The organism is Pseudomonas sp. SG20056 (assembly GCF_031764535.1).
In the GTDB taxonomy this organism is placed as follows: domain Bacteria; phylum Pseudomonadota; class Gammaproteobacteria; order Pseudomonadales; family Pseudomonadaceae; genus Aquipseudomonas.
The window spans coordinates 295,232-319,350 of record NZ_CP134499.1; the positions used below are offsets into that span (position 1 = coordinate 295,232).

A 24,119-nucleotide genomic window follows, 5' to 3' on the forward strand; every position below is an offset into this window, starting at 1 on the left:
CAGATGAACACCGAAGGACTCAGTACCCCTGAATTGCAAGACGCCCAACCGGTCGTCGATGAGGTTGTAGCCGTGGAAACCGCTGTCATCGAGGCCCCAGCGCCGGTCGCTCCGGCGCCTGTGGTGATCCACAACCTGGATGACAGCAGCCTGTATATCCACCGCGAGCTGTCGCAGCTGCAATTCAATATCCGCGTGCTGGAACAGGCGCTGGATGAGTCCTATCCGCTGCTCGAACGCCTGAAGTTCCTGCTGATTTTCTCCAGCAACCTCGACGAGTTCTTCGAGATCCGCGTAGCCGGCCTGAAGAAGCAGATCAACTTTGCCCGCGAACAGGCCGGCGCCGACGGTCTGCAGCCGCATCAGGCGCTGGCGCGGATTGCCGAGCTGGTGCACGAGCAGGTGGATCGCCAGTATGCGATTCTTAACGACACCCTGTTCCCGGCGCTGGCCAAGCACAACGTCAACTTTATCCGCCGGCGTTTCTGGACGGCCAAGCACAAGGCCTGGGTACGCCGCTATTTCCGTGATGAGATCGCGCCGATCATCACCCCGATCGGTCTCGACCCGACGCACCCGTTCCCGCTGCTGGTGAACAAAAGCCTGAACTTTATCGTCGAGCTGGAAGGTATCGACGCCTTCGGCCGCGACTCCGGTCTGGCGATCATTCCGGCGCCGCGTCTGCTGCCGCGCATCATCAAGGTGCCGGAAGAGGTCGGCGGCCCTGGCGATAACTTCGTATTCTTGTCGTCGATGATCCACGCCCACGCCGATGACCTGTTCCAGGGCATGAAGGTCAAGGGTTGCTACCAGTTCCGCCTGACCCGTAACGCCGACCTCTCGGTGGACACCGAGGACGTCGAAGACCTGGCCCGCGCCCTGCGTGGCGAGCTGTTCAGCCGTCGTTATGGTGATGCGGTGCGCCTGGAAGTGGTCGACACCTGCCCACGCCCGCTGCTCGATTACCTGCTCAAGCAGTTCAGCCTGACCGAGGCCGAGTTGTACCGGGTCAATGGTCCGGTCAACCTGACTCGCCTGTTCAGCATCACCGGTCTGGAAAGCCACCCGGAGCTGCAATACACGCCGTTTACCCCGGTGATCCCCAAGCTGTTGCAGAACGCCGAGAACATTTTCAGTGTGGTCAGCAAGCAGGACATCCTCCTGCTGCACCCCTTCGAGTCGTTCACCCCAGTGGTCGACCTGCTGCGTCAGGCGGCGAAAGACCCGCACGTACTGGCCATCAAGCAGACGCTGTACCGCTCCGGGGCCAACTCGGAGATCGTCGATGCGCTGGTGGAGGCCGCGCGCAACGGCAAGGAAGTCACCGCGGTGATCGAGTTGCGCGCGCGCTTTGATGAAGAGTCCAACCTGCAACTGGCCAGTCGCCTGCAGGCTGCTGGTGCGGTGGTGATCTACGGTGTGGTGGGCTTTAAAACCCACGCCAAGATGATGCTGATTCTGCGCCGCGAGAACGGCGAAATTGTTCGCTACGCCCACCTGGGCACTGGCAACTACCACGCCGGTAACGCCAAGCTGTACACCGACTACAGCCTGCTCACCGCTGATGTGGCGCTGTGTGAAGACGTGTCCAAGCTGTTCAGTCAGCTGATTGGCATGGGCAAGACCCTGCGCATGAAGAAGCTGCTGCACGCGCCGTTCACCCTGAAAAAGACCTTGCTCGACATGATCGCCCGCGAAACCGCGTTGGCGGCCGAGGGTAAGCCGGCGCATATCATTGCCAAGTTCAACTCGCTGACCGATCCGAAGATCATCCGCGCGCTGTACAAGGCCAGCCAGACCGGGGTGAAAATCGACCTGGTGGTGCGCGGCATGTGCTGCCTGCGTCCAGGGATTGTCGGAGTTTCGCACAACATTCAGGTGCGCTCGATCATTGGCCGCTTCCTGGAGCACACACGGGTGTTCTATTTCTCCAATGGCGGCGAAGAGAAGATCTACCTGTCGAGTGCCGACTGGATGGAGCGCAATCTCGACAAGCGGGTCGAGACCTGCTTCCCGGTGGAAGGCAAGAAGCTGATTCTGCGGGTGAAGAAGGAGCTGGAAAGCTACCTGACCGACAACACTCAGGCTTGGGTGCTGCAATCCGATGGGCGCTACCTGCGTACCAGCCCTAGCGGCAACCAGAACCCGCGCAGTGCGCAGGCTGGCCTGCTGGAGAAGCTGACTGCTCCGCTGATCAGTGCCCGCTAAGCAAGGCTGCTGGCATCTCTCTGCATTGCCCCCTCCCCAATATTGGGGAGGGGCGTGAGCATCAGCTCACGCTCAGTTCAATCCCGATGCGCTTGAGCCACTCCGCTTCCTGGGTGAAATCTGCCTGGGTCAGCGGGTTGCTCTCCAGCCAGCCTTCAGGGAACTGAATCTCCAGACCCTGTTCGGCCGCTTTGAGCTGCACGTTGGGCATTTCCTGAGTACCACGGATGTGGTGGAACAGGATGGCAAAGCGCAGCAGCACGCACAGGCGGATCAGCTTGATGCCTTCGGCGCCGAACTCGGCAAACTTGTCCTTGGGGATATTGCGTCGATGGCCGCGCACCAGTAGAGCGAGCATCTGCTGATCCTGTCGCGAGAAGCCGGACAGGTCCGAGTGCTCGACCAGGTAAGCGCCGTGCTTGTGGTACTGGTAGTGGGCAATGTCCAGGCCGACTTCATGCACCTTGGCCGCCCAGCTGAGCAACTCGCGGTGCCAGTCGTCTTCCAGCTGCCAATCCTGAGCGACCTTATCCAGTGCCGAGAGTGCTTTGCTTTCGACTCGTGCCGCTTGTTCCAGGTCGACGTGATAGCGCTCCATCAGCGAGCTCAGCGTGCGTTCACGCACGTCTTCATGCTGATGGCGGCCCAGCAGGTCGTACAGCACACCTTCACGCAGCGCGCCTTCGGAATGGCTCATGCGCTGGATATCACAGGCATCGAAGATCGCTTCGAGAATCGCCAGGCCCGCCGGGAAGATGCTTCGGCGATCTGGTTTGATGCCATCGAGGTCGAGTTTTTCCACCTCACCGGCCTTGAATACTTTGCGTTTCAGCCAAGCCAGGCCCTGAGCGTTAACTTCGCCTGCGCCAAGGCCCGCCGCTTGAATGGTCAGGCCGATGGCCTTGATGGTGCCGGATGCCCCCACCGCATCTTCCCAGCCCAGTCGGCGCAGAGCGTGCTCAATGCCCATGATCTCCAGCCGCGCCGCGGTGTAGGCCTGGGCGTAACGTGCCGGGGTGATCTTGCCGTCCTTGAAGAAACGCTGAGTGAAGCTCACGCAGCCCATCTGCAGGCTTTCGCGCAGCAGTGGCTCGAAGCGCTGGCCGATGATGAACTCGGTGCTACCGCCGCCAATGTCGGCAACCAGGCGCTTACCAGGGGTGTCGGCGATGCTGTGTGACACGCCGAGGTAGATCAGGCGTGCTTCTTCACGCCCGGAGATGACTTCAACCGGGTGGCCGAGAATTTCCTCGGCGCGGCGGATAAATTCGCCACGGTTACGCGCCTCACGCAGGGCGTTGGTGCCCACCACGCGTACCGCACCTTCTGGAAGGCTGGCGGTCAGCTGGGCAAAGCGGCGCAAGCAATCGAGCCCGCGCTGCATGGCTTCTTCGCTGAGCAGGCGTTGCTCGTCGATACCGGCGGCCAGCTGCACCTTGTCGCCGAGGCGTTCGAGGATGCGGATCTCGCCGTGATCGGCTTTGGCCAGCACCATATGGAAGCTGTTGGAGCCCAGGTCGATAGCTGCAATCAAAGGAAAAGACTCGGCAGGGGTATACGGCATGGCAGAACCATCTCAATGCGGAACCGCGCCATCGTGCCACGATAGGCTGGCCCCGCCAACGCATACTGATGTCGCAGGTACAGGCCAAACCGGCTGCGCTATGGCTCGCACGGCGGCTGGCCAGGGGTTGCCGGCTGTCTGAATAAATTTTGACGCAGGCAGTTGCGTGGCTGGCTTGTGGTCAGGCCATAGAGAAGCTCAATTGCCACCGCCTTCCTGTGTGGGAAAAGCCGGGCTATGATGTCGCCCATCTTTTGCTTACGAACTCGGAGACTTTCCATGAGCGAATTCATCACCAATGTCAGCGATGCCAGTTTCGACCAGGATGTTCTCCAGGCCGAAGGGCCGGTGCTGGTCGACTACTGGGCTGAGTGGTGCGGCCCGTGCAAAATGATCGCCCCGGTGCTCGATGAGATCGCTCAGACCTATCAGGGCAAACTGAAAGTCTGCAAGCTGAACATCGATGAAAATCAGGACACTCCGCCGAAGTTCGGCGTGCGTGGTATCCCGACCCTGATGCTGTTCAAGAACGGCAATGTTGAGGCCACCAAAGTGGGCGCACTGTCCAAGTCGCAGCTGGCTGCGTTCCTCGACAGCAACATCTAAGTTGCGCTGAGCTGGCAACAAGCCCTGAAAGCCCTGCACATTGCGGGGCTTTTTTCTGTCTGGGCGCTGGACGTATGAATAAAGCCGGTGTTACATTCGGCCTCGCTGCATTTCCTATGCAGCCCCCTGCAAGCCGTCGCCGACGCATTCCTATTCGAATCTTTCGATATACAAGCAGGCGATCAAGTCGCCTCCCAGCGGCGCGGCCTCCCAAGCTAAATAGCTTATTCCCCTCCTTCATGATTACGTCATTCCTATGAATCTGACCGAACTCAAGCAAAAGCCGATTACCGAACTGCTGGAACTCGCTGAACAACAGGGCCTGGAAAACATGGCCCGTTCGCGCAAGCAGGACGTGATTTTCTCCCTGTTGAAAAAACACGCTAAAAGCGGTGAGGAAATCTCCGGTGATGGCGTGCTGGAGATTCTCCAGGACGGTTTCGGCTTTCTCCGCTCTGCGGATGCCTCGTACCTCGCTGGCCCCGATGACATCTACGTCTCGCCGAGCCAGATCCGCCGCTTCAACTTGCGTACTGGCGATACCATCGTCGGCAAGATTCGCCCGCCGAAAGAAGGCGAGCGTTACTTCGCGCTGCTCAAGGTTGACACGATCAACTACGACCGCCCGGAAAACGCCAAGAACAAGATCCTGTTCGAAAACCTGACGCCGTTGTTCCCCAACAAGCGTCTGGTGATGGAGGCCGGTAACGGCTCCACCGAGGACATCACTGGCCGGGTGATCGACCTCTGCGCCCCGATCGGCAAAGGTCAGCGCGGCCTGATCGTCGCACCGCCGAAAGCCGGTAAGACCATCATGCTGCAGAACATCGCGGCGAACATCGCGCGCAACAATCCCGAGTGCCACCTGATCGTTCTGCTGATCGACGAGCGCCCGGAAGAAGTGACCGAGATGCAGCGCACCGTGCGCGGTGAAGTGGTCGCCTCGACCTTCGATGAGCCGCCGACCCGCCACGTGCAGGTTGCCGAAATGGTCATCGAGAAGGCCAAGCGCCTGGTTGAGCACAAGAAGGATGTGGTCATCCTGCTCGATTCCATCACTCGTCTGGCGCGCGCCTACAACACCGTGATCCCGAGCTCCGGCAAGGTGCTCACCGGTGGTGTTGACGCCCACGCCCTGGAGAAGCCGAAACGCTTCTTCGGCGCCGCGCGGAACATCGAAGAAGGCGGTTCGCTGACCATCATCGCCACCGCGCTGGTGGAAACCGGCTCGAAGATGGATGAAGTGATCTACGAAGAGTTCAAAGGTACCGGCAACATGGAGCTGCCGCTGGACCGTCGTATCGCCGAGAAGCGTGTATTCCCTGCGATCAACATCAACCGCGCCGGTACTCGCCGCGAAGAACTGCTGACCGCTGATGACGAACTGCAGCGCATGTGGATTCTGCGCAAGCTGCTGCACCCGATGGATGAGATTGCCGCCATCGAGTTCCTCACCGACAAGCTGAAAGCGACCAAGACGAACGAAGAGTTCTTCCAGTCGATGAAGCGTAAGTAAGGCGTTCTTCGCTTTATGACAAAAGCCGGGTAAGCCCGGCTTTTGTGTGTCTGAAGGCTGGCTTTCCCTTCTGAAAGACCCAGTTCGGCGCTAAACTTTGCGCCCCTATTGCTCGGCCCGAAACGAGGCATCTGCATGCAGTATCGTGACCTGCGCGATTTTATTCGCGGTCTGGAGACGCGCGGCGAACTCAAGCGCATCCAAACGCCGGTTTCCCCTGTGCTGGAAATGACCGAAATCTGCGACCGCACCCTGCGTAAAGGCGGGCCGGCGCTGCTGTTCGAAAACCCCACAGGCTTCGATGTGCCGGTGCTCGGCAACCTGTTCGGCACGCCCAAGCGCGTGGCCTTGGGCATGGGCGCGGAAGAGGTCAGCGAGCTGCGTGAAATCGGTAAGCTGCTGGCCTTTCTCAAGGAGCCCGAGCCACCTAAAGGCCTCAAGGACGCCTGGAACAAACTGCCGATCTACAAGAAGGTGCTGAGCATGGCGCCCAAGGTGCTGAAGGATGCGCCGTGCCAGGAAGTGATCGAAGAGGGCGATGACGTCGACCTCGGCAAACTGCCCGTGCAGACCTGCTGGCCCGGCGATGTCGGCCCGCTGATTACCTGGGGCCTGACCATCACCAAGGGCCCGAACAAGGAACGGCAAAACCTCGGTATCTATCGCCAGCAGGTGATTGGCCGCAACAAGGTGATCATGCGCTGGCTGAGCCACCGTGGCGGCGCGCTGGACTACCGCGAGTGGTGCCAGAAGTACCCGGATCGCCCCTACCCGGTGTGTGTGGCCCTGGGTGCCGATCCGGCGACCATTCTCGGTGCGGTCACTCCGGTGCCCGATACCTTGTCCGAATACGCGTTCGCCGGTTTGCTACGCGGCCACCGCACCGAATTGGTCAAGGCGCGTGGCAGCGATCTGCAGGTGCCGGCCAGCGCTGAAATCGTCCTCGAAGGCGTGATTCATCCAGGCGAGACGGCGCCAGAAGGGCCGTACGGTGATCACACCGGTTATTACAACGAGGTCGATACCTTCCCGGTGTTTACCGTCGAACGCATTACCCGTCGGCAAAAGCCGATCTACCACAGCACCTACACCGGTCGTCCGCCGGATGAGCCGGCGATTCTCGGCGTGGCACTCAACGAAGTGTTCGTACCGATCCTGCAGAAGCAGTTTCCCGAGATCATCGACTTCTACCTGCCGCCGGAAGGTTGCTCGTATCGCATGGCGGTGGTGACCATCAAGAAGCAATACCCCGGTCACGCCAAGCGCGTAATGCTCGGTGTGTGGTCGTTCCTGCGACAGTTCATGTACACCAAGTTCGTTATCGTCACCGACGACGATATCAACGCGCGGGACTGGAACGACGTGATCTGGGCAATTACCACGCGCATGGACCCCAAGCGCGACACAGTGATGATCGATAACACGCCGATCGATTACCTCGACTTCGCCTCGCCGATCTCAGGCCTCGGTTCGAAGATGGGCCTGGACGCCACCCATAAGTGGCCCGGCGAGACCACGCGTGAGTGGGGCCGGGCTATCGTTCAGAATGAGGCGGTCAAGCAGCGCGTCGATGCGCTGTGGTCTGAGTTGGGAATTGATTGATGAAAGTCACCCTGAACCCTTCAGGCGCGGTACTGGACGTACAGCCGCACGAACGCATTCTCGATGCCGCACGACGTCTGGGTTATGACTGCCCGCAGAGCTGTCGCAATGGCAACTGCCATATCTGCGCGGCGCTGCTGGTTGAAGGGCGCGTGCAGCAGGGTGGGGTCGAACTGAGCCAGGGCGAGCTGTTCACCTGCCTGGCCGAGCCGCTGCAGGACTGTGTGCTGCATTGGGATGGCGTGCTGGCGCCGGGCGAGTTGCCGGTACGCGAGCTGGCCTGTCAGGTGGTCAGCTGTGACGAGCAGGGCGGCGATGTGTTCCGTCTGCGCCTGCAGGCACCGGCTGGCAAGGCGCCGCGCTACCACGCCGGGCAATACCTGCTGCTGCAGCGCGATGGTGACGATTACGCGGCGTTCTCCCTGGCCTCGGCGCCGCATCGTGGGCGCGAGTTGGAGCTGCATGTGCTGGCTCGCGATGAGGCCACAGTTGCGCTGATTACCCAGCTGCGCCGCAGCGGCCTGGTGCGAGTGAAAATGCCGTTCGGTGATACTCACCTGGCCGAGTTGCCGGATGGGCCGCTGGTGCTGATTGCAGCGGGTACCGGCATGGCGCAAATGCACAGCCTGATCGAACATTGCCGCGCTGCCGGTTTTGCCCACCCGGTGCACCTGTACTGGGGCGCACGTCGCCCGGAGGACTTCTACGAGCTGGAGCATTGGGCGCAGTGGCAGCAGGTGCCCAACCTGTTTCTGCATCAGGTGGTCAGCGACCAGTGCGGCTGGCAGGGCCGTTGCGGCCTGCTGCACGAAGCGGTGCGCGAAGACTTTCCTGACCTCAAGGCGCTGCATGTCTACGCCAGTGGTTCGCCGGCGATGGTCTACGCCACCCTGGATGCGCTGGTGGACGCCGGGATGGACGCCCACCAGATGCGCGCCGATGTCTTCGCCTACGCGCCGCGCGGCTGAAGCCTGCGCATAAAAAAGGCCGCCTGATGGGCGGCCTTTTGCTACGCGTTGGGTTTAGCGCACGCTGACGACAACTTTACCAACAGCCTTGCGCTGGCCGAGGGTGTTGATTGCCTCTGCTGCCTGGGCCAGAGGGAAGGTCTGCGATACCAGCGGCTTGAGCTTGCCTTCGGCGTGCCAGGCGAACAGTTGCTGGAAGTTGGCGGCGTTGTCCTGCGGCTGGCGCTGGGCGAAGGAGCCCCAGAACACCCCGACCACGGCCGCGCCCTTGAGCAGGGTGAGGTTGACCGGCAGTTCGGGGATGCGCCCACTGGCAAAACCCACGACCAGCAGGCGGCCGTTCCAGGCGATGGAGCGGATTGCGGCATCGAACAGATCGCCACCCACCGGGTCATAGATCACGTCTGCACCCTGGCCGCCGGTCAGGCGCTTCACTTCGTCCTTCAGGTTGCTTTCGCTGTAGTTGATTAGTTCATCCGCCCCGGCAGCTTTGGCCACTTCGAGTTTTTCCGCGCTGCTGGCAGCTGCAATCACCTTGGCGCCCATGGCCTTGCCGATTTCCACCGCCGCCAGGCCAACGCCACCGGAGGCGCCGAGTACCAGCAGGGTTTCACCTGGTTGCAGGTTGGCGCGCTGCTTGAGGGCGTGCATCGAGGTGCCGTAGGTCATGCCGAAGGCGGCCGCGCTGGGGAAATCCATGCTCGCCGGGATTGGCATGACGTTGTAGCCAGGCACTGCCACTTCTTCGGCAAAGCTGCCCCAGCCTGTGAGTGCCATCACCCGGTCGCCGACTTTCAGATGGCTGACTTTTTCACCAACGACCGTGACTACGCCAGCGGCTTCGCCACCCGGAGAGAAGGGGAAGGGCGGCTTGAACTGGTATTTGCCTTCGATGATCAGGGTATCGGGGAAATTGACCCCGGCCGCATGCACCTGCAGCAGTACTTCATTCTTCTTCGCTTCGGGGCTGGCGATTTCTTCCAGTACCAGGGTTTCGGCGGGGCCGAAGGCTTTGCACAGCACGGCTTTCATCGGGCTTTTCCTCTGCGGTTGATGGCCATGCAGTGTAGGTGCGGGCGGTGTCCGGTCAACGAGCATGCCTGTGCCTGATAGCTATGCATAAGCTTGGGGCTTGGGCCGCCGCCTGACAGTGGCTATGCTAGGGGCTGAACTCTTGAGGAATACCGCCTGTGAAAGCCTGGATCGCATTGTTGTTGGTTCTGTCCCTGCCCTTGGCGGCGTACGCCTCGGAAGATAAAGAGGCTAAGGAGGGGGAAGGGGCCGCTCCGGTGGTGGCTTATGTCTCTCTGTTTCCTGCGTTGGTGGGGAATTTTGGTGAGGGGCCGAAGCTCAAGTTCTTCAAGGCCGATATTTCCCTGCGGGTAACTGGCGCGGATGTCGAGGCCAAGGTCAAGCACCATGATCCGCTGATCCGCAATCAACTGGTTATGCTGTTTTCCCAGCAGACCGAGGAGGCCATGTCGGCCCCAGGCGCTCGCGAAACCTTGCGTGCCGAGGCGCTCAAGCAGGTGCAGGAAGTGCTCACCCAGGAAGAAGGCAAGCCGCTGGTGGAAGACCTGCTATTCAATAACCTGATTATTCAATAATCCCGCATGGGGCAGGCGCTGCGCTATTTCAGCGCAGCGCCAGTACGGCTGCCCACTCCTCGGCGCTGACGGGCATCACCGAAAGGCGGCTGCCCTTCTGCACCAGCGGCAACGCCAGCAGCGCGCTCTGCGTTTTCAGCTGCGCCAGCGGGATCACCCGCTTGAACGCTTCGACAAACGCCACATCGACCGCGCTCCAGGGGTTCTTGGCGTCGCTGGCCTTGGCGTCGAAGTAATGGCTAGCAGGCTCTAGCGCAGTGGGATCGGGGTAGTGCGCCGAGGCGATACGGGCGATTCCGGCAATGCCCGGCTCCGGGCAACTGGAGTGGTAAAAGAAGAACAAATCCCCTGGCTGCATGCTGCGCAGGAAGTTGCGCGCCTGGTAATTGCGCACACCATCCCAGCGTGTCTGCTCCAGGCGCTGCAGATCGTGAATCGAGAGTTCGTCGGGTTCTGACTTCATCAGCCAATAAGGCATGAACTTTGCTCCTGTGATTCAGTCCGTTAGCGGGCAGGTGCTGTTTGCCTGGTGGTGCCCGGCGTGTTGCAGTGTTGCGCCCGGCGCGTGTGGATGGCAGCCGCTGTTGGACCTATAAAAATAATCGCCGCGAATACAGCGTGCGCTATGCCTTTAAGGGGGAGGCATTCGATGAAACGTAAACCAGATATGTTGTTGATTTTGGTAATACTGTTCAGCCTGGGTGTGGTTACTACCGGTTATACCCAGAGTTTGTGGGATCGCCAGGCTGATACGCCGGTCACTCAGTCGCAAGCGGCGGGTTGATTCTGGTACGTACCGCAGGGAGTGCGGTACAGCCTTTACTAACGGCTTGATTCAATACCACGCCTTGTCCGTCACTGTGCCTTGCAGTGGCACATCCCAACTGGCCATGGTCAGTCGATCTACCTGCTGACACTCATGTGCCAAGCCCAATAATGTCGGTTTGTGCCAATTTTTGCGCAGTGCGAGATACGCCAGGCTGCGGTCATAGAACCCGCCGCCCATACCCAGGCGCGCGCCGTGGCGGTCGAAACCGACCAGCGGCAGCAATACCAGATCCAGAGTCCAGACCTTGCGTTGCTGTTTGCAGTTGCGCCGAGGCTCGTCAATGCCGAAGCGGTTTTTCTGCAAGTGTTCGCCAGGTCGGATGCGTTGAAACACCATCTTGCTGCGCGGCCAGGGGCTGAGCACTGGCAAATAGGTCGACTTGCCGCGTTGCTGTGCGGCACGCAACAGGGGACGCGGGTCGATCTCGCCATCATTGGGCAGGTACAGGGCAATGTGTCGCGCGCGGCGAAACAGCGGGTGCTGCGCCAGCTGTTTATACAGGCCTTGGGCAGCTTGGCGCTGGGCGTGGCGGCTGAGCGCGCGACGCTGTACGCGCAGATGGCGGCGTAACTGCGCGCGGCTTAGTGCTGAGGTGTCGAGCATGGGCTGTTGCGGTAGCGATTGCCGCAGAGAGGCAATCGGCTGAAAAAGGTGACTCCCCGACGTGCCGCTGTCGGCTTAGCCCTTGAACCCGAAAGTTCAAGGTGGAGGTTGCAGGAGGCGTTAAGGCTTTCCGTCAAGCGGACATGCACACCGGCTTCAACGTGCAACCTCCGGGGTTGTGCGAATCGGCTCAGGGACATCACCAACTGGCGCACACTCCAGGGAGCGGCGGCCAGTATACCCGAAAGCGTCGGCACGCAATCAGCTGCCTTACTCATCGGCATCCCGAGCCAGAGCGCTGTCGACCCGATTGAGCAGGCTACGCACCTGATCACGGTTGGCGCCGGCCTGTTGATCAAGGTGTTGCTGTTTGTGTAGCAGGTCGTGGGTGATGTTCAGGGCAGCCATCACCGCAACGCGGTCGGCACCGATCACTTTGCCGCTTGAGCGGATCTCCCGCATCTTGCCATCCAGATAGCGCGCGGCGCTTTCCAGGTTGCTGCGTTCATCGCTCGGACAGGCGATGCAATATTCTTTGTCCAGAATCTGGACGGTCAAGGTATTCGACTGGGTCATTAATCCTGCTCCAGGGCTTTGAGGCGCGAAATCATGGATTCGACCTTGTGCCGGGCCATTTCGTTCTTTTCGATTAGATGGGCACGTTCTTCGCGCCAGGCCTTTTCGCTTGTCAGAAGCTGTCGGTTTTGCGCCTTGAGCTGTTCGACCCGCTGGATCAGCAAGTCCAGCTTGGTCGTAAGAGCCTGCAGGTCGACGTCTTCCATGGTTCTCTACTCGTACTAGGTGAGTGGGCTGGCAGGTGAAAAATAGCGTCTTTGCGGCGTCTTCGACAGTACCAAGCGGTGCGCGGCACAGTTGTTTGCCAGTGTGAGGCAGTTCAGTGCGCCAGAGATTGATGCAATTTACCCATGGATCACGATGCGGCAATTTTTGCGCTGGCTGAGCGGGCTCCGTCGAGCCGCTTGCATAGTCTTGGCACGCCTGCCGGTGCTAGGATACAAGGCCTCCATTCTAGTGATCGCGCAGCTTTGCGCCTAGTTATCTATGCCAACTTCAAATTCTCCGTACTCCGCGTTTGCCGCCCTGCTCGCCAGTAGCGGCCACACCATTTCCCCTGCCGAGTTGCATGGTCTGTTGCTCGGTCGCAGCTGTGCTGGTGCGGGCTTTGAAATCGATTCCTGGCTGGTGGATGCCGCCGAGCTGCTCGGCGCGGCACCGGAAGACACCGTGCGCCAGGCGCTGATCGGCCTGCAGGAAATGGTCAAGAACGAGCTGTCCAGCAATGACGTCACCGTGGTGCTGTTGCTGCCCAGCGACGATGCGCCGCTTAGCGAGCGTGCCGTGGCTCTGGGACAATGGTGTCAGGGCTTCCTCGGCGGCTTCGGTCTGACTGCCCGTGACAGCGCCCTGAGCTCCGAAGCCATGGAAGTGCTGCAGGACCTCTCGGCGATTTCCCAGGTGCAGAACGCCCTGGACGAGTCCGATGATGGCGAAAACGATTACATGGAAGTGATGGAGTATCTGCGCGTTGCGCCGCTGCTGCTGTTCAGCGAGTGCGCCAAGCCAGTGGTTGCCGCGGCGAAGCCGTCGCTGCATTGATTTTCATGCAATAGAAGTGGACTCAATCTGCCCATGATCAGCATCCCCAAGTCGGAATACGCCCGTCGGCGCAAGGCGCTGATGGCGCAGATGGAACCCAACAGCATCGCGATTTTGCCGGCTGCGCCGGTGTATATCCGCAACCGCGATGTTGAGCATATCTACCGCCAGGACAGTGACTTTCAGTACCTCTCCGGCTTTCCCGAGCCGGAGGCGGTAATCGCGCTGATTCCCGGGCGCGAGCATGGTGAGTACGTACTGTTCTGCCGCGAGCGTGACCCGCTACGCGAACTGTGGGACGGCCTGCGTGCTGGCCAGGATGGCGCAATCAGCCAGTATGGCGCGGATGACGCGTTCCCGATTGGTGACATCGACGACATCCTGCCGGGGCTGATCGAGGGCCGTGATCGGGTCTATTCCTCCATGGGCACCAACCATGAGTTCGACCGCCAGCTGATGGAGTGGATCAACGTGATCCGTTCCAAGGCGCGTCAGGGCGCGACGCCGCCGAACGAGTTCATCACCCTTGAGCACCTGCTGCATGACCTGCGCCTGTACAAGTCGGCGGCTGAGGTCAAGGTGATGAAAGAGGCGGCGGAGATCAGCGCGCGCGCGCATGTGCGGGCCATGCAGGCCAGTCGTGCCGGCTTGTTCGAGTATCACCTGGAAGCCGAGCTGGATTACGAGTTCCGCAAGGGCGGGGCAAAGATGCCGGCCTATGGCAGCATCGTCGCGGCCGGCAAGAACGCCTGCATCCTGCATTACCGTGAGAATGATGCGCCGCTGAAAGAAGGTGATCTGGTGCTGATCGATGCCGGTTGCGAGATCGACTGCTACGCCAGCGATATCACCCGCACCTTTCCGGTCAGTGGCACCTTCTCGCCGGAACAGAAGGCGATCTACGAGCTGGTGCTGGCGGCGCAGGAAGCCGCGTTCAAGGAAATCGCCCCCGGTAAACACTGGAACCAGGCTCATGAGGCCACTGTGCAGGTCATCACTGCCGGGCTGGTAGAGCTGGGGCTGCTCAGCGGCGATGTTGATGAGCTGATTGCCGCTGAAGCCTACAAACCTTTTTACATGCACCGCGCCGGTCACTGGCTGGGCATGGATGTGCACGACGTCGGCGAGTACAAGGTTGGCGGCGAATGGCGCGAGCTGGAAGTCGGCATGGCCATGACCGTTGAGCCCGGCATCTATATCGCCGTGGACAATCAGGACGTGGCGAAGAAGTGGCGCGGCATTGGTGTGCGCATCGAAGACGACGTGGTGGTGACCAAGACCGGCTGCGAGATTCTCACTGGCGGCGTGCCGAAAACCGTCGCCGAGATCGAAGCGCTGATGGCTGCCGCCCGCAGCGTGGCGGCCTAGAGCATGCCACGCGCCGACATTGCGATTATTGGCGGCGGCCTGGTCGGCGCGAGTTTGGCCGTGGCGTTGCAGGCCGAGGCCAAGCAGCGCGGCTGGCGTATTTGCCTGATTGAACCCTTCACTCCGGGCAACGGTTACCAGCCCAGCTATGACGCACGTTCGACTGCGCTGTCGTTTGGTTCGCAGCAGATTTATCAGCGTCTCGGCCTGTGGCAGCAGATCAGCCAGCGTGCCGAGCCGATCAAGCAGATTCATGTTTCCGACCGTGGCCGTTTCGCTGCCGCGCGCTTGAGTGCCGAGGAAGAAGGCGTGCCGGCGCTGGGGTACGTGGTGGAAAACGCCTGGCTCGGCGAATGCCTGTGGCAGGCGCTGGATCAACAGGTGGTGAGCTGGCGCAGCCCGGCCCAGGTCACGCGGATGCAGGCCCTGGCCGATGGCTACCGGCTGACTTTGGATGACGGCGGCGAATTGGAATGCAGCCTGGCGATTCTCGCTGAAGGTGGCCGCTCCGGGCTGCGTGAGCAACTGGGCATCGCCGTCAGCAACACGCCTTATGGCCAGAGCGCGCTGATCGCCAACGTCAGCCCGCAAGAGGCGCATAACGGCCTGGCCTTCGAGCGCTTTACCGAAGAAGGGCCGATGGCCATGCTGCCGCTGGCGGATAACCGCTGTGCGCTGGTCTGGACCCGCGCCAGCCTGGAGGCCGAACGCCTGTCGACACTCGACGATGCGGCGTTTCTCGCCGAGTTGCAGCAGGCTTTCGGTTACCGCCTGGGCAGTTTGCGCCAGGTCGGCACGCGGCACCTTTATCCGCTGGCGCTGACCGCGGCCAAGGAGCAGGTGCGTCAGCATCTGGTGGTGCTCGGCAACGCCGCGCACAGCCTGCATCCGATTGCCGGGCAGGGCTACAACCTGTCGCTGCGCGACACCCTGGTGCTGGCCGAAACCCTGCTGGCCAGCCACGCGCCCTTGGGTGATCTGGCCACGTTGCAGCGCTACCTGAATAGCCAGCAGATGGACCAGCAGTTGACCGTCGGCTTCTCTGATCAGGTAACCCGTCTGTTCAGCACCGGCCAGCCGCTGTTGGCCGCCGGGCGTAACCTCGGTTTGCTTGGTCTCGATCTTCTTCCTCCGGCGAAACGCTGGTTTGCCCGCCAGGCCATGGGCCTCGGCACCCGCTCGGAGCATTGATTCATGTCGGCAAACAAACTGGCGCGCAAGGCGCGGCTGCTGCGTTGGGTGATGAACTTGTATCCGCCCTACCTGGGGGCTGGCGTGCGGGTGCGACAGATCAGCGCGGACTTCCGTCAGGTGCAGGTCAAAATGGGCCTGGGTTGGTATAACCGTAACTATGTTGGCACCCAGTTCGGCGGCAGTCTGTATTCGATGACCGATCCGTTCTTCATGCTGATGATCATGGAAAATCTCGGGCGCGATTTTATTGTCTGGGACAAGTCCGCGCGCATCGACTTTATCGCCCCCGGCAAAGGCCCGGTGTACGCCGACTTCAGCATCGACCAAGGACTGCTTGACGATATTCGCCAGCACACCGCAGACGGTGACAAGTACCACCCCGAGCTGCATGTAGAGGTGCGCGATGGCAGCGGTACCTTGGTGGCGCGGGTGCATAAAACTCTCTACGTGCGACTAAAACCGCGCGCTCGGCAGGCAGCCTGAACAAGGAATATGTGATGCAAGCGGATCTGATCATCGTAGGCGCAGGCATGGTGGGCAGCGCCCTGGCGCTGGCTCTGCAGGATCAGGGCCTGGAAATTCTGCTGGTCGATGGCAGCCCGCTGAGCGTCAAACCCTTTGATCCGCAGGCTGCCTTCGAGCCCCGAGTTAGCGCGCTGTCGGTTGCCAGCCAACGCATTCTTGAACGCCTGGGCGTGTGGGAAGGCATCGCCGCGCGGCGTGTCTGCCCCTATGGCGAGATGCAGGTGTGGGATGGTTCCGGTACCGGGCAGATTCACTTCAGCGCGGCCAGCGTGCATGCCGAATCCCTCGGCCATATTGTCGAGAACCGTGTGGTGCAAGACGCGCTGCTTGAGCGCCTGCATGACAGTTCGATTGGCTTGCTCCCCGGCGCGCGTCTGGAGCAGCTGCGTCGCTCGGGCGAGGGCTGGTTATTGAGCCTCAATGATGGGCGTGAGCTGCGTGCGCCATTGGTTATCGCTGCGGATGGGGCCAACTCAGCGGTACGCCGCCTGGCAGGTTGCGCCACCCGTGAATGGGATTACTTGCACCACGCCATTGTCACCAGCGTGCGCTGCGCCAAACCGCACCAGGCCACTGCCTGGCAGCGCTTTACCGATGACGGCCCGTTGGCCTTTTTGCCGCTGGCGGGTCCTGAAGGTGAGCATTGGTGCTCGATTGTCTGGTCGGTGACCCCAACTGAAGCCGAACGACTGATGGCGCTGGATGATGCAGGCTTTCGCCGCGCTCTGGGCTTTGCCTTCGAGCATCGTCTGGGAGAGGTGCTGCAAGCTGACCCGCGCCTGTGTATTCCGTTGCGTCAGCGGCACGCCAAGCGTTATGTCGAGGATGGCCTGGCACTGATTGGCGATGCCGCGCACAGCATCCACCCGTTGGCCGGGCAGGGCGTCAACCTGGGCTTTCTTGATGTCGCGGTATTGGCTGAGGTGTTGCTGCACGCCATGCAACGTGGCGAGCGTCTGAGTGATGTAAAGGTGCTGAGCCGCTACGAGCGTCGACGCATGCCGCACAACTTGGCGATGATGGCGGCGATGGAAGGCTTCGAACGGCTGTTCCAGGCTGATCCGCTGCCTGTGCGCTGGCTGCGCAACAGCGGCCTCAACTGGGTCGACGACCTGCCCGAAGCCAAGGCGCTGTTCGTGCGCCAGGCCCTGGGTTTGTCTGGCGATCTGCCAGAGTTGGCGCGGGTTTAACTCTCTAGCCCAGTGATGTGTGTTCCGCCGAGGGTGGTTTACGCCGCACGGCGTAAACCTGGCCATGGCGCATGGCGCCAATCCGCCTGACAAAAAACTGCAAGCAAAAAAAGCCCGGCACTGAGGCCGGGCTGAAAGTGTGTAGGGAAGTACACACGGAGTTGCTGTCAGGTCATGCCCAGCCAGTTCGGCAATGCCATAGAGACAGCCGGCACGTACGTGATGATCATCAGGAAGCTCAATAGCAGCATCAGCCATGGCCAGGCGGCTTTGACCACGGCGGTCAGCGGCATGCCGGTCACCGCCGAGGTGACGAACAGGTTCAGCCCCACCGGTGGTGTGATCAGTCCGATTTCCATGTTCACCACCATGATGATGCCCAGGTGGATCGGGTCGATGCCCAGCTGCACGGCAATCGGGAAGAGGATCGGTGCGAGGATCAGGATGATCGCCGACGGCTCCATAAAGGCGCCCGCTACCAGCAGCACGATGTTCACTACCAGCAGGAACTGCCACGGCTGCAGGCCCATCTCCACCACCCAGGCGGTGATGGTCTGTGGGATCTGCTCGGTGGTCAGCACGTGGGCGAAGAGCATGGCGTTGGCGATGATGAACATCAGCATGATGGTCAGCTTGCCGGATTCCAGCAGCACCCGTGGGCACTCGCGGATGGTCATGTCCTTGTACACGAACAGCGCCACGAAGCCGGCGTAGACTGCTGCCACAGCAGCTGCCTCGGTCGGGGTGAACATGCCGGTGTAGATGCCGCCGAGGATGATCACCATCAGCAGCAGACCCCAGATGGCCTTGCGTGCCGCCGTGATGAACTCACGGAAGCTGGCGCGCGGCATGGCCGGCAGGTTCATCTTCCGCGCAACGATATAGATCGCCACCATCAGCGCCACGCCCAGCAGCAAGCCAGGTACGACACCGGCCATAAACAGCTTGCCTACCGACTGTTCGGTCGCGGCGGCGTACACCACCATGACGATCGACGGCGGAATCAGGATGCCCAGGGTGCCGGCGTTACACACGATACCTGCGCCGAACGCCTGTGGGTAACCCGAGCGCACCATGCCGGCGATGGCAATCGAGCCCACTGCAGCCACGGTGGCTGGCGAGGAGCCGGACAGCGCGGCAAACAGCATGCATGCCAATACCGCCGAGATAGCCAGGCCACCACGGATATGGCCGACGCAGGCGTTGGCGAAGTCGATTAGGCGCTTGGCCACGCCGCCAGTGGTCATAAACGCACCGGACAGCAGGAAGAACGGGATCGCCAGCAGGGTGTAGTGTTCGCTGGTTTCGAACAGTTTGATCGCCAGCGAACGCACCGAGTCTGGGCTGAACAGCATGATCGTCACCGAGCCGGCCAGACCCAGCGAGGCGGCAATTGGCACGCCGATAAACATCAGCAGGAACAGCAGAATGAAGAGGAACAGGATGGTCATTGTTTGTGCTCCCCGTGCTCATTGATCTTCAGCGCGTCGGCGGCTTCATCAGCCAGGCCCAGGCCGGTCTGCTGGTTGCGCAGAATGCGTACGAAGATTTCAAAGAAGCGGATAAAAACCATGGCGTAGCCGAACGGTACGATCAGGGTGATATGCCATTGCATGATGCCGTAGTGACCGAGGTCTTCCGCACCGATGCCGGCGGTGAACAGGGTTTTCACCCAGTCGAAGCTGGCGACGGTGATCAGCCCGGCATAGCCCAGGCAGGCCAGGCAGGCGATCAGACCGATAACCCGTTGCACCGGTTTGCTGGCCAGCTTGACCAGCGCGTCGACGCCGATATGCCCGGCGGTGCGCACACCGTAGGCCAGGCCGAAGAAAATCAACCAGGCGAATAACGCCTTGGTCAGGGCAATGCTCCAGGTCATCGACTGGGCCATGCCGAGAATGCTGTCGCCAATGGCGAAGAAAAACTCACTGCTGCCTTCCCAGCGATCCGCCAGGTTGTAGAACAGTGTGTAGAGGTTGTTGAGGATCACGTAGACGAAGGTCACCAGCGTCATGGCGGCCAGCAGGAACGCGATAAAGCCTTCCTCGAAGTGGTCCCAGACGCGCCGCAAGGCGTTCATCAATAGAGTCTCCAGTGGTTAGGGGCGGCGTACCCAAGCAACCCGTGAAGGGGTGCCTGGGTATTCGGCCAATCGCGCAGCAGCATGGCTGCGCTGTGGTTGGGTGCAGGCCGCAGCCTGCTCCGCCTTACTGGTTGGCTGCGTCGGCAGCTTTGATCAGGTCAGCACCGATTTCAGCTTCGAACTTGCTCCACACCGGCTTCATGGCATCGCGCCATTCATTACGCTGCTCAGGGGTCAGGGTAATGATTTCGGTGGTTTTCGCGTCGATGATGCGCTGCTTGTCGCCATCGTTCAGCGCGCCAGCCTGCTTGTTCACTTCAGCGGTCACTTCCACGATGATCTTGTCCAGCTCGCTGCGTACATCGGCAGGCAGGCTGTTCCAGAACTTGGTGTTGGTGATCAGCATGTAGTCCAGAACACCGTGGTTGGATTCGGTGATGAACTTCTGCACTTCATGCATCTTCTGGCTGTAGATGTTCGAGTAAGGGTTCTCGGCACCGTTGACCACGCCAGTCTGCAGACCCTGGTAAACCTCGGCGAAGCTCATTTTGCGCGGGTTGGCGCGCACAGCCTTGAACTGCTCTTCCAGTACGGCGGAAGCTTGTACGCGGAATTTCAGGCCACGGGCATCCTTCGGCTCACGCAGCGCCTTGTTGGCGGACAGCTGCTTGAGGCCGTTGTGCCAATAGGCCAGACCGGTGATGTTTTTCTCTTCCATGGACTTCAGCAGCGCCTGACCTTCCGGGCTGAGCTGGAAGCGGTCGACGGCGGCCATGTCCTTGAACAGGAACGGCAGGTCGAATACCTGGATTTGCTTGGTGTACTGCTCGAATTTGGCCAGCGATGGGGCGATCAGCTGCACGTCACCGAGCAACAGCGCTTCCATTTCCTTGCCGTCACCGAACAGCGAGGAGTTCGGGTAAACCTCGACCTTGACCTTGTCGCCCAGACGCTCTTCAGCGAGCTTCTTGAACAGCACGGCACCCTGGCCTTTAGGGGTGTGGTCGGCGACCACATGGGAGAACTTGATCACGATCGGGTCGGCCGCTTGGGCCATGCCGGCGATGCTCAGCGACAGGGCGCACGCGAGCGCCTTGGCAGTCAGTTTGAACATGGAGTCTTTCCTCTTGTTTTTGTATAGCGTGATGCGCCGCAGCGCTACAAGTTGGGCGAACAGGCTCAAGTCTAGGCGGCCTGTCAGAAAATGACGGGCGTCGGGCAGATTGCCTAGAGCTGTGCGTTGTCGAGTCGCCTGCAGGAGGCTAGAGCAACCGCCATGCCAGGCACTGAAATGGCCGCTGTGAGCAATGTGAAACGCAGCAGCGACAAGGCCTGGCGGGTTGTTGCAGGAGATTTCGCGCGCTGCTGCGCAGGTCGTTTGCGCAGCTTTTGGCGGAAATCCGCCTGCTAGTCGAGGCTGTCTGGCGAGCTTCCGCCAGCGTCGGCGAAACTCAGGCCGTGTTTACGCAGCTTGTCGTGCAGGGTTTTGCGCGGCACGCCCAGCGCCTCGGCCAGGCTGCGCAGCGAGCTGTGCGAACGACTCAGTTCGGCGCTGATCAGGCTGCGCTCGAAGGCTTCTACCTGGGCGTTCAGGCCGCCGCTGCTGCCGTCTTCATCGGGCATGGGCGCAGCAGCCTGGGCTTGCAGGTCGAGGTCCAGTTCCAGGCCGAGGGCAAAGCGTTCGGCGGCGTTCTGCAGCTCGCGCACGTTGCCCGGCCACGGATGGCGCAGCAACGCTGCGCGCTGACTCGGCTGCAGGCTACGTTCAGCCAGGCCATGGCGGCTGCTGGCGGCTTCGGCAAAGTGCTGAAACAGCAGCAGGGCATCTTCACCGCGCTCACGCAGGGCCGGGATACGCAGCGGCGCGACGTTCAGGCGGTAATACAGGTCGGCGCGGAAACGTCCTTGGTCGGCGGCCTGGCGCAGGTCTTCCTTGGTCGCCGCGATCACCCGAATATCCAGCGGGATCAGCTGATTGCCGCCGAGGCGCTCGACCACCCGCTCCTGCAGCAGGCGCAGCAGCTTAACCTGCACTTCCAGGCTCATGCTTTCGATTTCATCGAGGAACAGGGTGCCGCCATTGGCGAATTCGAACTTACCGATGCGGCGTTTCTGCGCCCCGGTAAAGGCGCCTTGCTCATGGCCAAACAGCTCGCTTTCCACCACTGATTCAGCCAGGGCGCCGGCGTTGATTGCCACGAATGGCCCGGCGCGGCGGCTGGACAGGTCGTGCAGCGCACGCGCCACCACTTCCTTACCGGCGCCGGTTTCGCCGAGGATCAGCACATCGCTGTTGATCCCGGCCAGGGCGCCAATCTGTTCACGCAGGCGTTGCATGGCCGGGGATTGCCCCACTAAACGCGCCGACAGGGTGTGGCGATCGGCCAGGGCCATGCGCAGGCTGCGGTTATCCAGTACCAGGCGACGCAGGGCCAGGGCGCGGCGCACGCTGTCGAGCAGGTCGTCGCTGGCGAAGGGTTTTTCCAGAAAGTCATAGGCGCCGGCGCGCATGGCCTGCACGGCCAGCGGTACATCGCCGTGGCCGGTGATCAGCAGTACCGGCAGTTCCGGGTCCTGTTCCTGCAGCAGTTGCAGCAGTTGCAGGCCGTCGATGCCGGGCATGCGGATATCGCTGACCACCACGCCCGGCCAGTCGCGCTCGATGCGTGCGGCAACGCCATGGGCATCGGCCAGACTGCTGACCTTGAGCCCAGCCAGGTCGAGGGTCTGGCTCAGCGCCTGGCGCAGGTGGGGGTCGTCGTCGATCAGCAGCACCTGGGTACGGGAGTCGATCATGCTCATACAACAAAGTCCTCTGGCGACTGGGTTTTGATGCCCTGATCCGCGGCGCGCAGGCGCAGGGTCAGCAGGGCGCCGCCGTCAGGGTGGTTGGCGAACAGCAGTTCGCCGCCCAGGGCGCGCATCAGGGTATCGCAAATGGCCAGGCCGAGGCCTAGGCCCTGGGCGCTGGTCTTGGTGGTGAAAAATGGCTCGCGGGCGCGTTGCAGCGCCTCCTGGCTAAAGCCGGGGCCATTGTCCCGCAGGTGTAGATCGACGCCCTCGGCGGCAAGTTCGGCACTTAACCACAGGCGGCGTGGCTGCGGCACTTCGCTCAAGGCATCGAGGGCGTTGGCCAGCAGGTTGCCGAGCACCTGGCGCAGGCGGGTTTCCCCGGCCTGCACCCACAGAGTGGCGTTGGGCAGGTCGCGGATCAGCTCGACCTGCATGGCCTGGCGGCGCTTGGCCAGCAGTGCCAGGGCGTCATCGATGGCCGGTTGCAGGGCCACGCTTTCCGGTGCGTGACGGTCGCGGCGGGCGAAGGCGCGCAGGTGCGCGATGATCGAGGCCATGCGCTCGGTCAGTTGGCTGATCAGCTTGAGGTTGGCGCGGGCGTCGTCGCCGCGCTGGTGGTCGAGCAGCACGCAGGCGTTATCGGCATAGCTACGGATGGCTGCCAGCGGTTGATTGAGCTCATGGCTGATGCTCGCACTCATGGTGCCCAAGGCCGAGAGTTTGCTGGCCTGTACCAGTTCATCCTGCGCCTGTACCAGCTCCTGCTGGGCCTGTTCGCGCTCCAGCACTTCCTGCTTCAGCCGGCTATTCAGCCGTTCCAGATCGAGGGTGCGCTCCAGCACGCGCTGCTCCAGCTGCTGACGGGCCTGGCTGTCGAGGGCGATGCGTTCCAGGTAGTGACGGCGGCGCTGCATGAGCAGGCCGAGCAGCAGCATCAACAACAGCAGCATGCCGCCGCCGGCTACCAGGGCGGTACGTACGGGGCGGTCGAGCAGGCTGCGCGGGGCGAGAATGCTGACAGTCCAGCCGGTTTCCTTGAGTTCACGATCCTGGCGAATCCAGTTCTGTGCATCCAGCTTGATCGGCGGCGGCGCCTGGGTCGGGTAAGGCAGGTTGGCGGCGATTGCCGCGCGTTCGGCGGCGTCCAGCGGGCGGCTGGCGGTAAAGCGCCACTGGCTGTTGGACGTGAGGATCACCACGCCGTTGGCATCGGTTACCAGCAGTTGTTCCGGGGTGTTGCCCCAGAGGGTTTCGGTGTGGTCGAGGTCAACCTTGACCACCAGCGCACCGAGGTTGCGCTCACCGTCGCGCACGGCGGCGGCGAAGTAGTAGCCGCGTTTGCCCGAGGTAGTGCCGAGGCCGAAGAAGCGCCCTGGGCGGCCGGCGATGGCTTCGCGGAAGTACGGGCGGAAGGCGAAGTTGCGGTCGACGAAGGAGTCGGCCTGCTCCCAGTTGGAGGCCGCCAGGGTGTTGCCGTTGGGGTCCATCAGGTAGATCACGTCGGCGCCAGTCTGCGCGCTGACTTGATCCAGCAGGCGGTTGGCGCTGTCGCGGGCGCTCTGCTGGTCGGGCTGTTGCAGGGCCAAACGCAGTGCGGGTAAGTCGCCGAGAATCGGCGGTAGCACCTCGTAGCGGCGCAGCGTACCGAGCAGGTTGGCGACGTAGAGGTCGAGGGTCTGACGGTTCTGTTCGACCAGTACGCCGCTGTAGTAGCGCTCGGCCAGTTGCTGCAGCGGCCACAGCAGGGGCGTCAGCAGCAGGGCGAGAACGGCCAGGCTGCGCCAACGCGGACGACGGGGGTGAGGATGAGCGGTGGACATGCGCTTACTCGGGCAGGGTGATCAGT

The 24,119-nt window shown here is 61.6% G+C and carries 23 protein-coding genes and 1 other RNA gene; 12 read left to right on the plus strand and 12 right to left on the minus strand.

The annotated features are described in order from the left end of the window. The first annotated feature begins 3 nt into the window (after window positions 1-3). A complete protein-coding gene (gene ppk1, locus RHP75_RS01405; RefSeq protein ID WP_311090143.1) occupies window positions 4-2,208 on the plus strand; it encodes a polyphosphate kinase 1 in 2,205 nt (734 codons plus the stop codon). A 61-nt stretch (window positions 2,209-2,269) separates the two neighbouring features. Here the strand turns inward: ppk1 and ppx are convergent, their stop codons facing one another. After that, the gene (ppx, locus tag RHP75_RS01410) at window positions 2,270-3,772 is read right to left on the minus strand and encodes an exopolyphosphatase (RefSeq protein ID WP_311090144.1); all 1,503 of its coding nucleotides are present in this window, start codon (window positions 3,770-3,772) and stop codon (window positions 2,270-2,272) included. Window positions 3,773-4,051: 279 nt separating this feature from the next. Here ppx and trxA point away from each other — a divergent pair, with 279 nt between their 5' ends. From trxA to RHP75_RS01430, 4 genes are all read left to right on the plus strand, one after another. Beyond that, window positions 4,052-4,378 carry a thioredoxin TrxA gene (trxA, locus tag RHP75_RS01415; RefSeq protein ID WP_090241426.1) on the plus strand — a complete coding sequence of 109 codons (327 nt, stop codon included), beginning with the start codon at window positions 4,052-4,054 and terminating at the stop codon, window positions 4,376-4,378. A 256-nt stretch (window positions 4,379-4,634) separates the two neighbouring features. After that, window positions 4,635-5,894 (plus strand): transcription termination factor Rho, encoded by a 1,260-nt coding sequence (gene rho / locus RHP75_RS01420; RefSeq protein WP_160014921.1) that lies wholly within the window; start codon window positions 4,635-4,637, stop codon window positions 5,892-5,894. 135 nt (window positions 5,895-6,029) lie between these two features. Beyond that, a complete protein-coding gene (gene ubiD / locus RHP75_RS01425) occupies window positions 6,030-7,496 on the plus strand; it encodes a 4-hydroxy-3-polyprenylbenzoate decarboxylase (protein ID WP_311090145.1) in 1,467 nt (488 codons plus the stop codon). After that, the gene (locus RHP75_RS01430) at window positions 7,496-8,464 is read left to right on the plus strand and encodes a CDP-6-deoxy-delta-3,4-glucoseen reductase (RefSeq protein WP_311090146.1); all 969 of its coding nucleotides are present in this window, start codon (window positions 7,496-7,498) and stop codon (window positions 8,462-8,464) included. Before ubiD ends, RHP75_RS01430 begins: the two co-directional genes overlap by 1 nt. 54 nt (window positions 8,465-8,518) lie before the next feature. On the opposite strand, the gene RHP75_RS01435 is transcribed toward RHP75_RS01430, so the two are convergent. Continuing rightward, window positions 8,519-9,496 carry an NADPH:quinone oxidoreductase family protein gene (locus tag RHP75_RS01435; RefSeq protein ID WP_311090147.1) on the minus strand — a complete coding sequence of 326 codons (978 nt, stop codon included), beginning with the start codon at window positions 9,494-9,496 and terminating at the stop codon, window positions 8,519-8,521. A gap of 158 nt (window positions 9,497-9,654) precedes the next feature. On the opposite strand from RHP75_RS01435, the gene RHP75_RS01440 reads away from it, so the two are divergent. Beyond that, complete coding sequence (locus tag RHP75_RS01440; protein ID WP_311090148.1) at window positions 9,655-10,071, plus strand: flagellar basal body-associated protein FliL; 417 nt, start codon at window positions 9,655-9,657, stop codon at window positions 10,069-10,071. A gap of 28 nt (window positions 10,072-10,099) precedes the next feature. On the opposite strand, the gene RHP75_RS01445 is transcribed toward RHP75_RS01440, so the two are convergent. Then, window positions 10,100-10,549, minus strand: a complete 450-nt coding sequence (locus RHP75_RS01445; protein WP_311090149.1) for an EVE domain-containing protein — start codon at window positions 10,547-10,549, stop codon at window positions 10,100-10,102. A gap of 171 nt (window positions 10,550-10,720) precedes the next feature. On the opposite strand from RHP75_RS01445, the gene RHP75_RS01450 reads away from it, so the two are divergent. Further along, window positions 10,721-10,855 (plus strand): hypothetical protein, encoded by a 135-nt coding sequence (locus tag RHP75_RS01450; protein WP_311090150.1) that lies wholly within the window; start codon window positions 10,721-10,723, stop codon window positions 10,853-10,855. 51 nt (window positions 10,856-10,906) lie between these two features. Here RHP75_RS01450 and RHP75_RS01455 read toward each other — a convergent pair whose 3' ends face one another. The 4 genes from RHP75_RS01455 to RHP75_RS01470 all read right to left on the minus strand — a co-directional run bounded on the left by RHP75_RS01455 (window position 10,907) and on the right by RHP75_RS01470 (window position 12,285). Continuing rightward, complete coding sequence (locus RHP75_RS01455; RefSeq protein WP_311090151.1) at window positions 10,907-11,503, minus strand: 5-formyltetrahydrofolate cyclo-ligase; 597 nt, start codon at window positions 11,501-11,503, stop codon at window positions 10,907-10,909. Window positions 11,504-11,552: 49 nt separating this feature from the next. Next, window positions 11,553-11,731, minus strand: a non-coding RNA gene (gene ssrS, locus RHP75_RS01460) — 6S RNA. 42 nt (window positions 11,732-11,773) lie between these two features. Beyond that, complete coding sequence (locus RHP75_RS01465) at window positions 11,774-12,079, minus strand: cell division protein ZapA (RefSeq protein ID WP_311090152.1); 306 nt, start codon at window positions 12,077-12,079, stop codon at window positions 11,774-11,776. After that, window positions 12,079-12,285: a TIGR02449 family protein gene (locus RHP75_RS01470; protein ID WP_090254694.1), complete on the minus strand. Its 207-nt coding sequence runs from the start codon at window positions 12,283-12,285 to the stop codon at window positions 12,079-12,081. Before RHP75_RS01470 ends, RHP75_RS01465 begins: the two co-directional genes overlap by 1 nt. A 280-nt stretch (window positions 12,286-12,565) precedes the next feature. Here RHP75_RS01470 and RHP75_RS01475 point away from each other — a divergent pair, with 280 nt between their 5' ends. The 5 genes from RHP75_RS01475 to RHP75_RS01495 are packed head-to-tail and all read left to right on the plus strand — an operon-like array spanning window position 12,566 to window position 17,397. Continuing rightward, window positions 12,566-13,120: a YecA family protein gene (locus RHP75_RS01475; RefSeq protein ID WP_311090153.1), complete on the plus strand. Its 555-nt coding sequence runs from the start codon at window positions 12,566-12,568 to the stop codon at window positions 13,118-13,120. Window positions 13,121-13,153: 33 nt separating this feature from the next. Further along, the gene (gene pepP / locus RHP75_RS01480; protein ID WP_311090154.1) at window positions 13,154-14,488 is read left to right on the plus strand and encodes a Xaa-Pro aminopeptidase; all 1,335 of its coding nucleotides are present in this window, start codon (window positions 13,154-13,156) and stop codon (window positions 14,486-14,488) included. A 3-nt stretch (window positions 14,489-14,491) separates the two neighbouring features. Then, window positions 14,492-15,679, plus strand: coding sequence for a 2-octaprenyl-6-methoxyphenyl hydroxylase (ubiH, locus tag RHP75_RS01485; protein ID WP_311090155.1), 1,188 nt, complete (start codon window positions 14,492-14,494; stop codon window positions 15,677-15,679). A 3-nt stretch (window positions 15,680-15,682) separates the two neighbouring features. Then, complete coding sequence (locus RHP75_RS01490) at window positions 15,683-16,165, plus strand: DUF4442 domain-containing protein (RefSeq protein ID WP_311090156.1); 483 nt, start codon at window positions 15,683-15,685, stop codon at window positions 16,163-16,165. Between the two features lie 14 nt (window positions 16,166-16,179). Continuing rightward, the gene (locus RHP75_RS01495) at window positions 16,180-17,397 is read left to right on the plus strand and encodes a 2-octaprenyl-3-methyl-6-methoxy-1,4-benzoquinol hydroxylase (protein WP_167146402.1); all 1,218 of its coding nucleotides are present in this window, start codon (window positions 16,180-16,182) and stop codon (window positions 17,395-17,397) included. Window positions 17,398-17,564: 167 nt separating this feature from the next. Here the strand turns inward: RHP75_RS01495 and dctM are convergent, their stop codons facing one another. The 5 genes from dctM to RHP75_RS01520 form a co-directional block, all read right to left on the minus strand. Next, a complete protein-coding gene (dctM, locus tag RHP75_RS01500) occupies window positions 17,565-18,848 on the minus strand; it encodes a C4-dicarboxylate TRAP transporter large permease protein DctM (protein WP_311090157.1) in 1,284 nt (427 codons plus the stop codon). Next, window positions 18,845-19,477 carry a TRAP transporter small permease gene (locus RHP75_RS01505; RefSeq protein WP_160086748.1) on the minus strand — a complete coding sequence of 211 codons (633 nt, stop codon included), beginning with the start codon at window positions 19,475-19,477 and terminating at the stop codon, window positions 18,845-18,847. Before RHP75_RS01505 ends, dctM begins: the two co-directional genes overlap by 4 nt. A 127-nt stretch (window positions 19,478-19,604) precedes the next feature. Continuing rightward, window positions 19,605-20,594, minus strand: a complete 990-nt coding sequence (dctP, locus tag RHP75_RS01510; protein WP_311090158.1) for a C4-dicarboxylate TRAP substrate-binding protein DctP — start codon at window positions 20,592-20,594, stop codon at window positions 19,605-19,607. Between the two features lie 293 nt (window positions 20,595-20,887). Next, window positions 20,888-22,282 (minus strand): sigma-54 dependent transcriptional regulator, encoded by a 1,395-nt coding sequence (locus tag RHP75_RS01515; RefSeq protein ID WP_311090159.1) that lies wholly within the window; start codon window positions 22,280-22,282, stop codon window positions 20,888-20,890. Beyond that, complete coding sequence (locus RHP75_RS01520; protein ID WP_311090160.1) at window positions 22,279-24,093, minus strand: ATP-binding protein; 1,815 nt, start codon at window positions 24,091-24,093, stop codon at window positions 22,279-22,281. Before RHP75_RS01520 ends, RHP75_RS01515 begins: the two co-directional genes overlap by 4 nt. Between the last annotated feature and the right edge of the window lie 26 nt (window positions 24,094-24,119).

Coding starts and splice junctions, on each gene's coding strand:
- ppk1 (WP_311090143.1), top strand. CDS start 4: ATGAACACCGAAGGACTCAGTACCCCTGAATTGCAAGACGCCCAACCG.
- ppx (WP_311090144.1), bottom strand. CDS start 3,772: ATGCCGTATACCCCTGCCGAGTCTTTTCCTTTGATTGCAGCTATCGAC.
- trxA (WP_090241426.1), top strand. CDS start 4,052: ATGAGCGAATTCATCACCAATGTCAGCGATGCCAGTTTCGACCAGGAT.
- rho (WP_160014921.1), top strand. CDS start 4,635: ATGAATCTGACCGAACTCAAGCAAAAGCCGATTACCGAACTGCTGGAA.
- ubiD (WP_311090145.1), top strand. CDS start 6,030: ATGCAGTATCGTGACCTGCGCGATTTTATTCGCGGTCTGGAGACGCGC.
- RHP75_RS01430 (WP_311090146.1), top strand. CDS start 7,496: ATGAAAGTCACCCTGAACCCTTCAGGCGCGGTACTGGACGTACAGCCG.
- RHP75_RS01435 (WP_311090147.1), bottom strand. CDS start 9,496: ATGAAAGCCGTGCTGTGCAAAGCCTTCGGCCCCGCCGAAACCCTGGTA.
- RHP75_RS01445 (WP_311090149.1), bottom strand. CDS start 10,549: ATGCCTTATTGGCTGATGAAGTCAGAACCCGACGAACTCTCGATTCAC.
- RHP75_RS01450 (WP_311090150.1), top strand. CDS start 10,721: ATGAAACGTAAACCAGATATGTTGTTGATTTTGGTAATACTGTTCAGC.
- RHP75_RS01455 (WP_311090151.1), bottom strand. CDS start 11,503: ATGCTCGACACCTCAGCACTAAGCCGCGCGCAGTTACGCCGCCATCTG.
- RHP75_RS01465 (WP_311090152.1), bottom strand. CDS start 12,079: ATGACCCAGTCGAATACCTTGACCGTCCAGATTCTGGACAAAGAATAT.
- RHP75_RS01470 (WP_090254694.1), bottom strand. CDS start 12,285: ATGGAAGACGTCGACCTGCAGGCTCTTACGACCAAGCTGGACTTGCTG.
- RHP75_RS01475 (WP_311090153.1), top strand. CDS start 12,566: ATGCCAACTTCAAATTCTCCGTACTCCGCGTTTGCCGCCCTGCTCGCC.
- pepP (WP_311090154.1), top strand. CDS start 13,154: ATGATCAGCATCCCCAAGTCGGAATACGCCCGTCGGCGCAAGGCGCTG.
- ubiH (WP_311090155.1), top strand. CDS start 14,492: ATGCCACGCGCCGACATTGCGATTATTGGCGGCGGCCTGGTCGGCGCG.
- RHP75_RS01490 (WP_311090156.1), top strand. CDS start 15,683: ATGTCGGCAAACAAACTGGCGCGCAAGGCGCGGCTGCTGCGTTGGGTG.
- RHP75_RS01495 (WP_167146402.1), top strand. CDS start 16,180: ATGCAAGCGGATCTGATCATCGTAGGCGCAGGCATGGTGGGCAGCGCC.
- dctM (WP_311090157.1), bottom strand. CDS start 18,848: ATGACCATCCTGTTCCTCTTCATTCTGCTGTTCCTGCTGATGTTTATC.
- RHP75_RS01505 (WP_160086748.1), bottom strand. CDS start 19,477: ATGAACGCCTTGCGGCGCGTCTGGGACCACTTCGAGGAAGGCTTTATC.
- dctP (WP_311090158.1), bottom strand. CDS start 20,594: ATGTTCAAACTGACTGCCAAGGCGCTCGCGTGCGCCCTGTCGCTGAGC.
- RHP75_RS01515 (WP_311090159.1), bottom strand. CDS start 22,282: ATGAGCATGATCGACTCCCGTACCCAGGTGCTGCTGATCGACGACGAC.
- RHP75_RS01520 (WP_311090160.1), bottom strand. CDS start 24,093: ATGTCCACCGCTCATCCTCACCCCCGTCGTCCGCGTTGGCGCAGCCTG.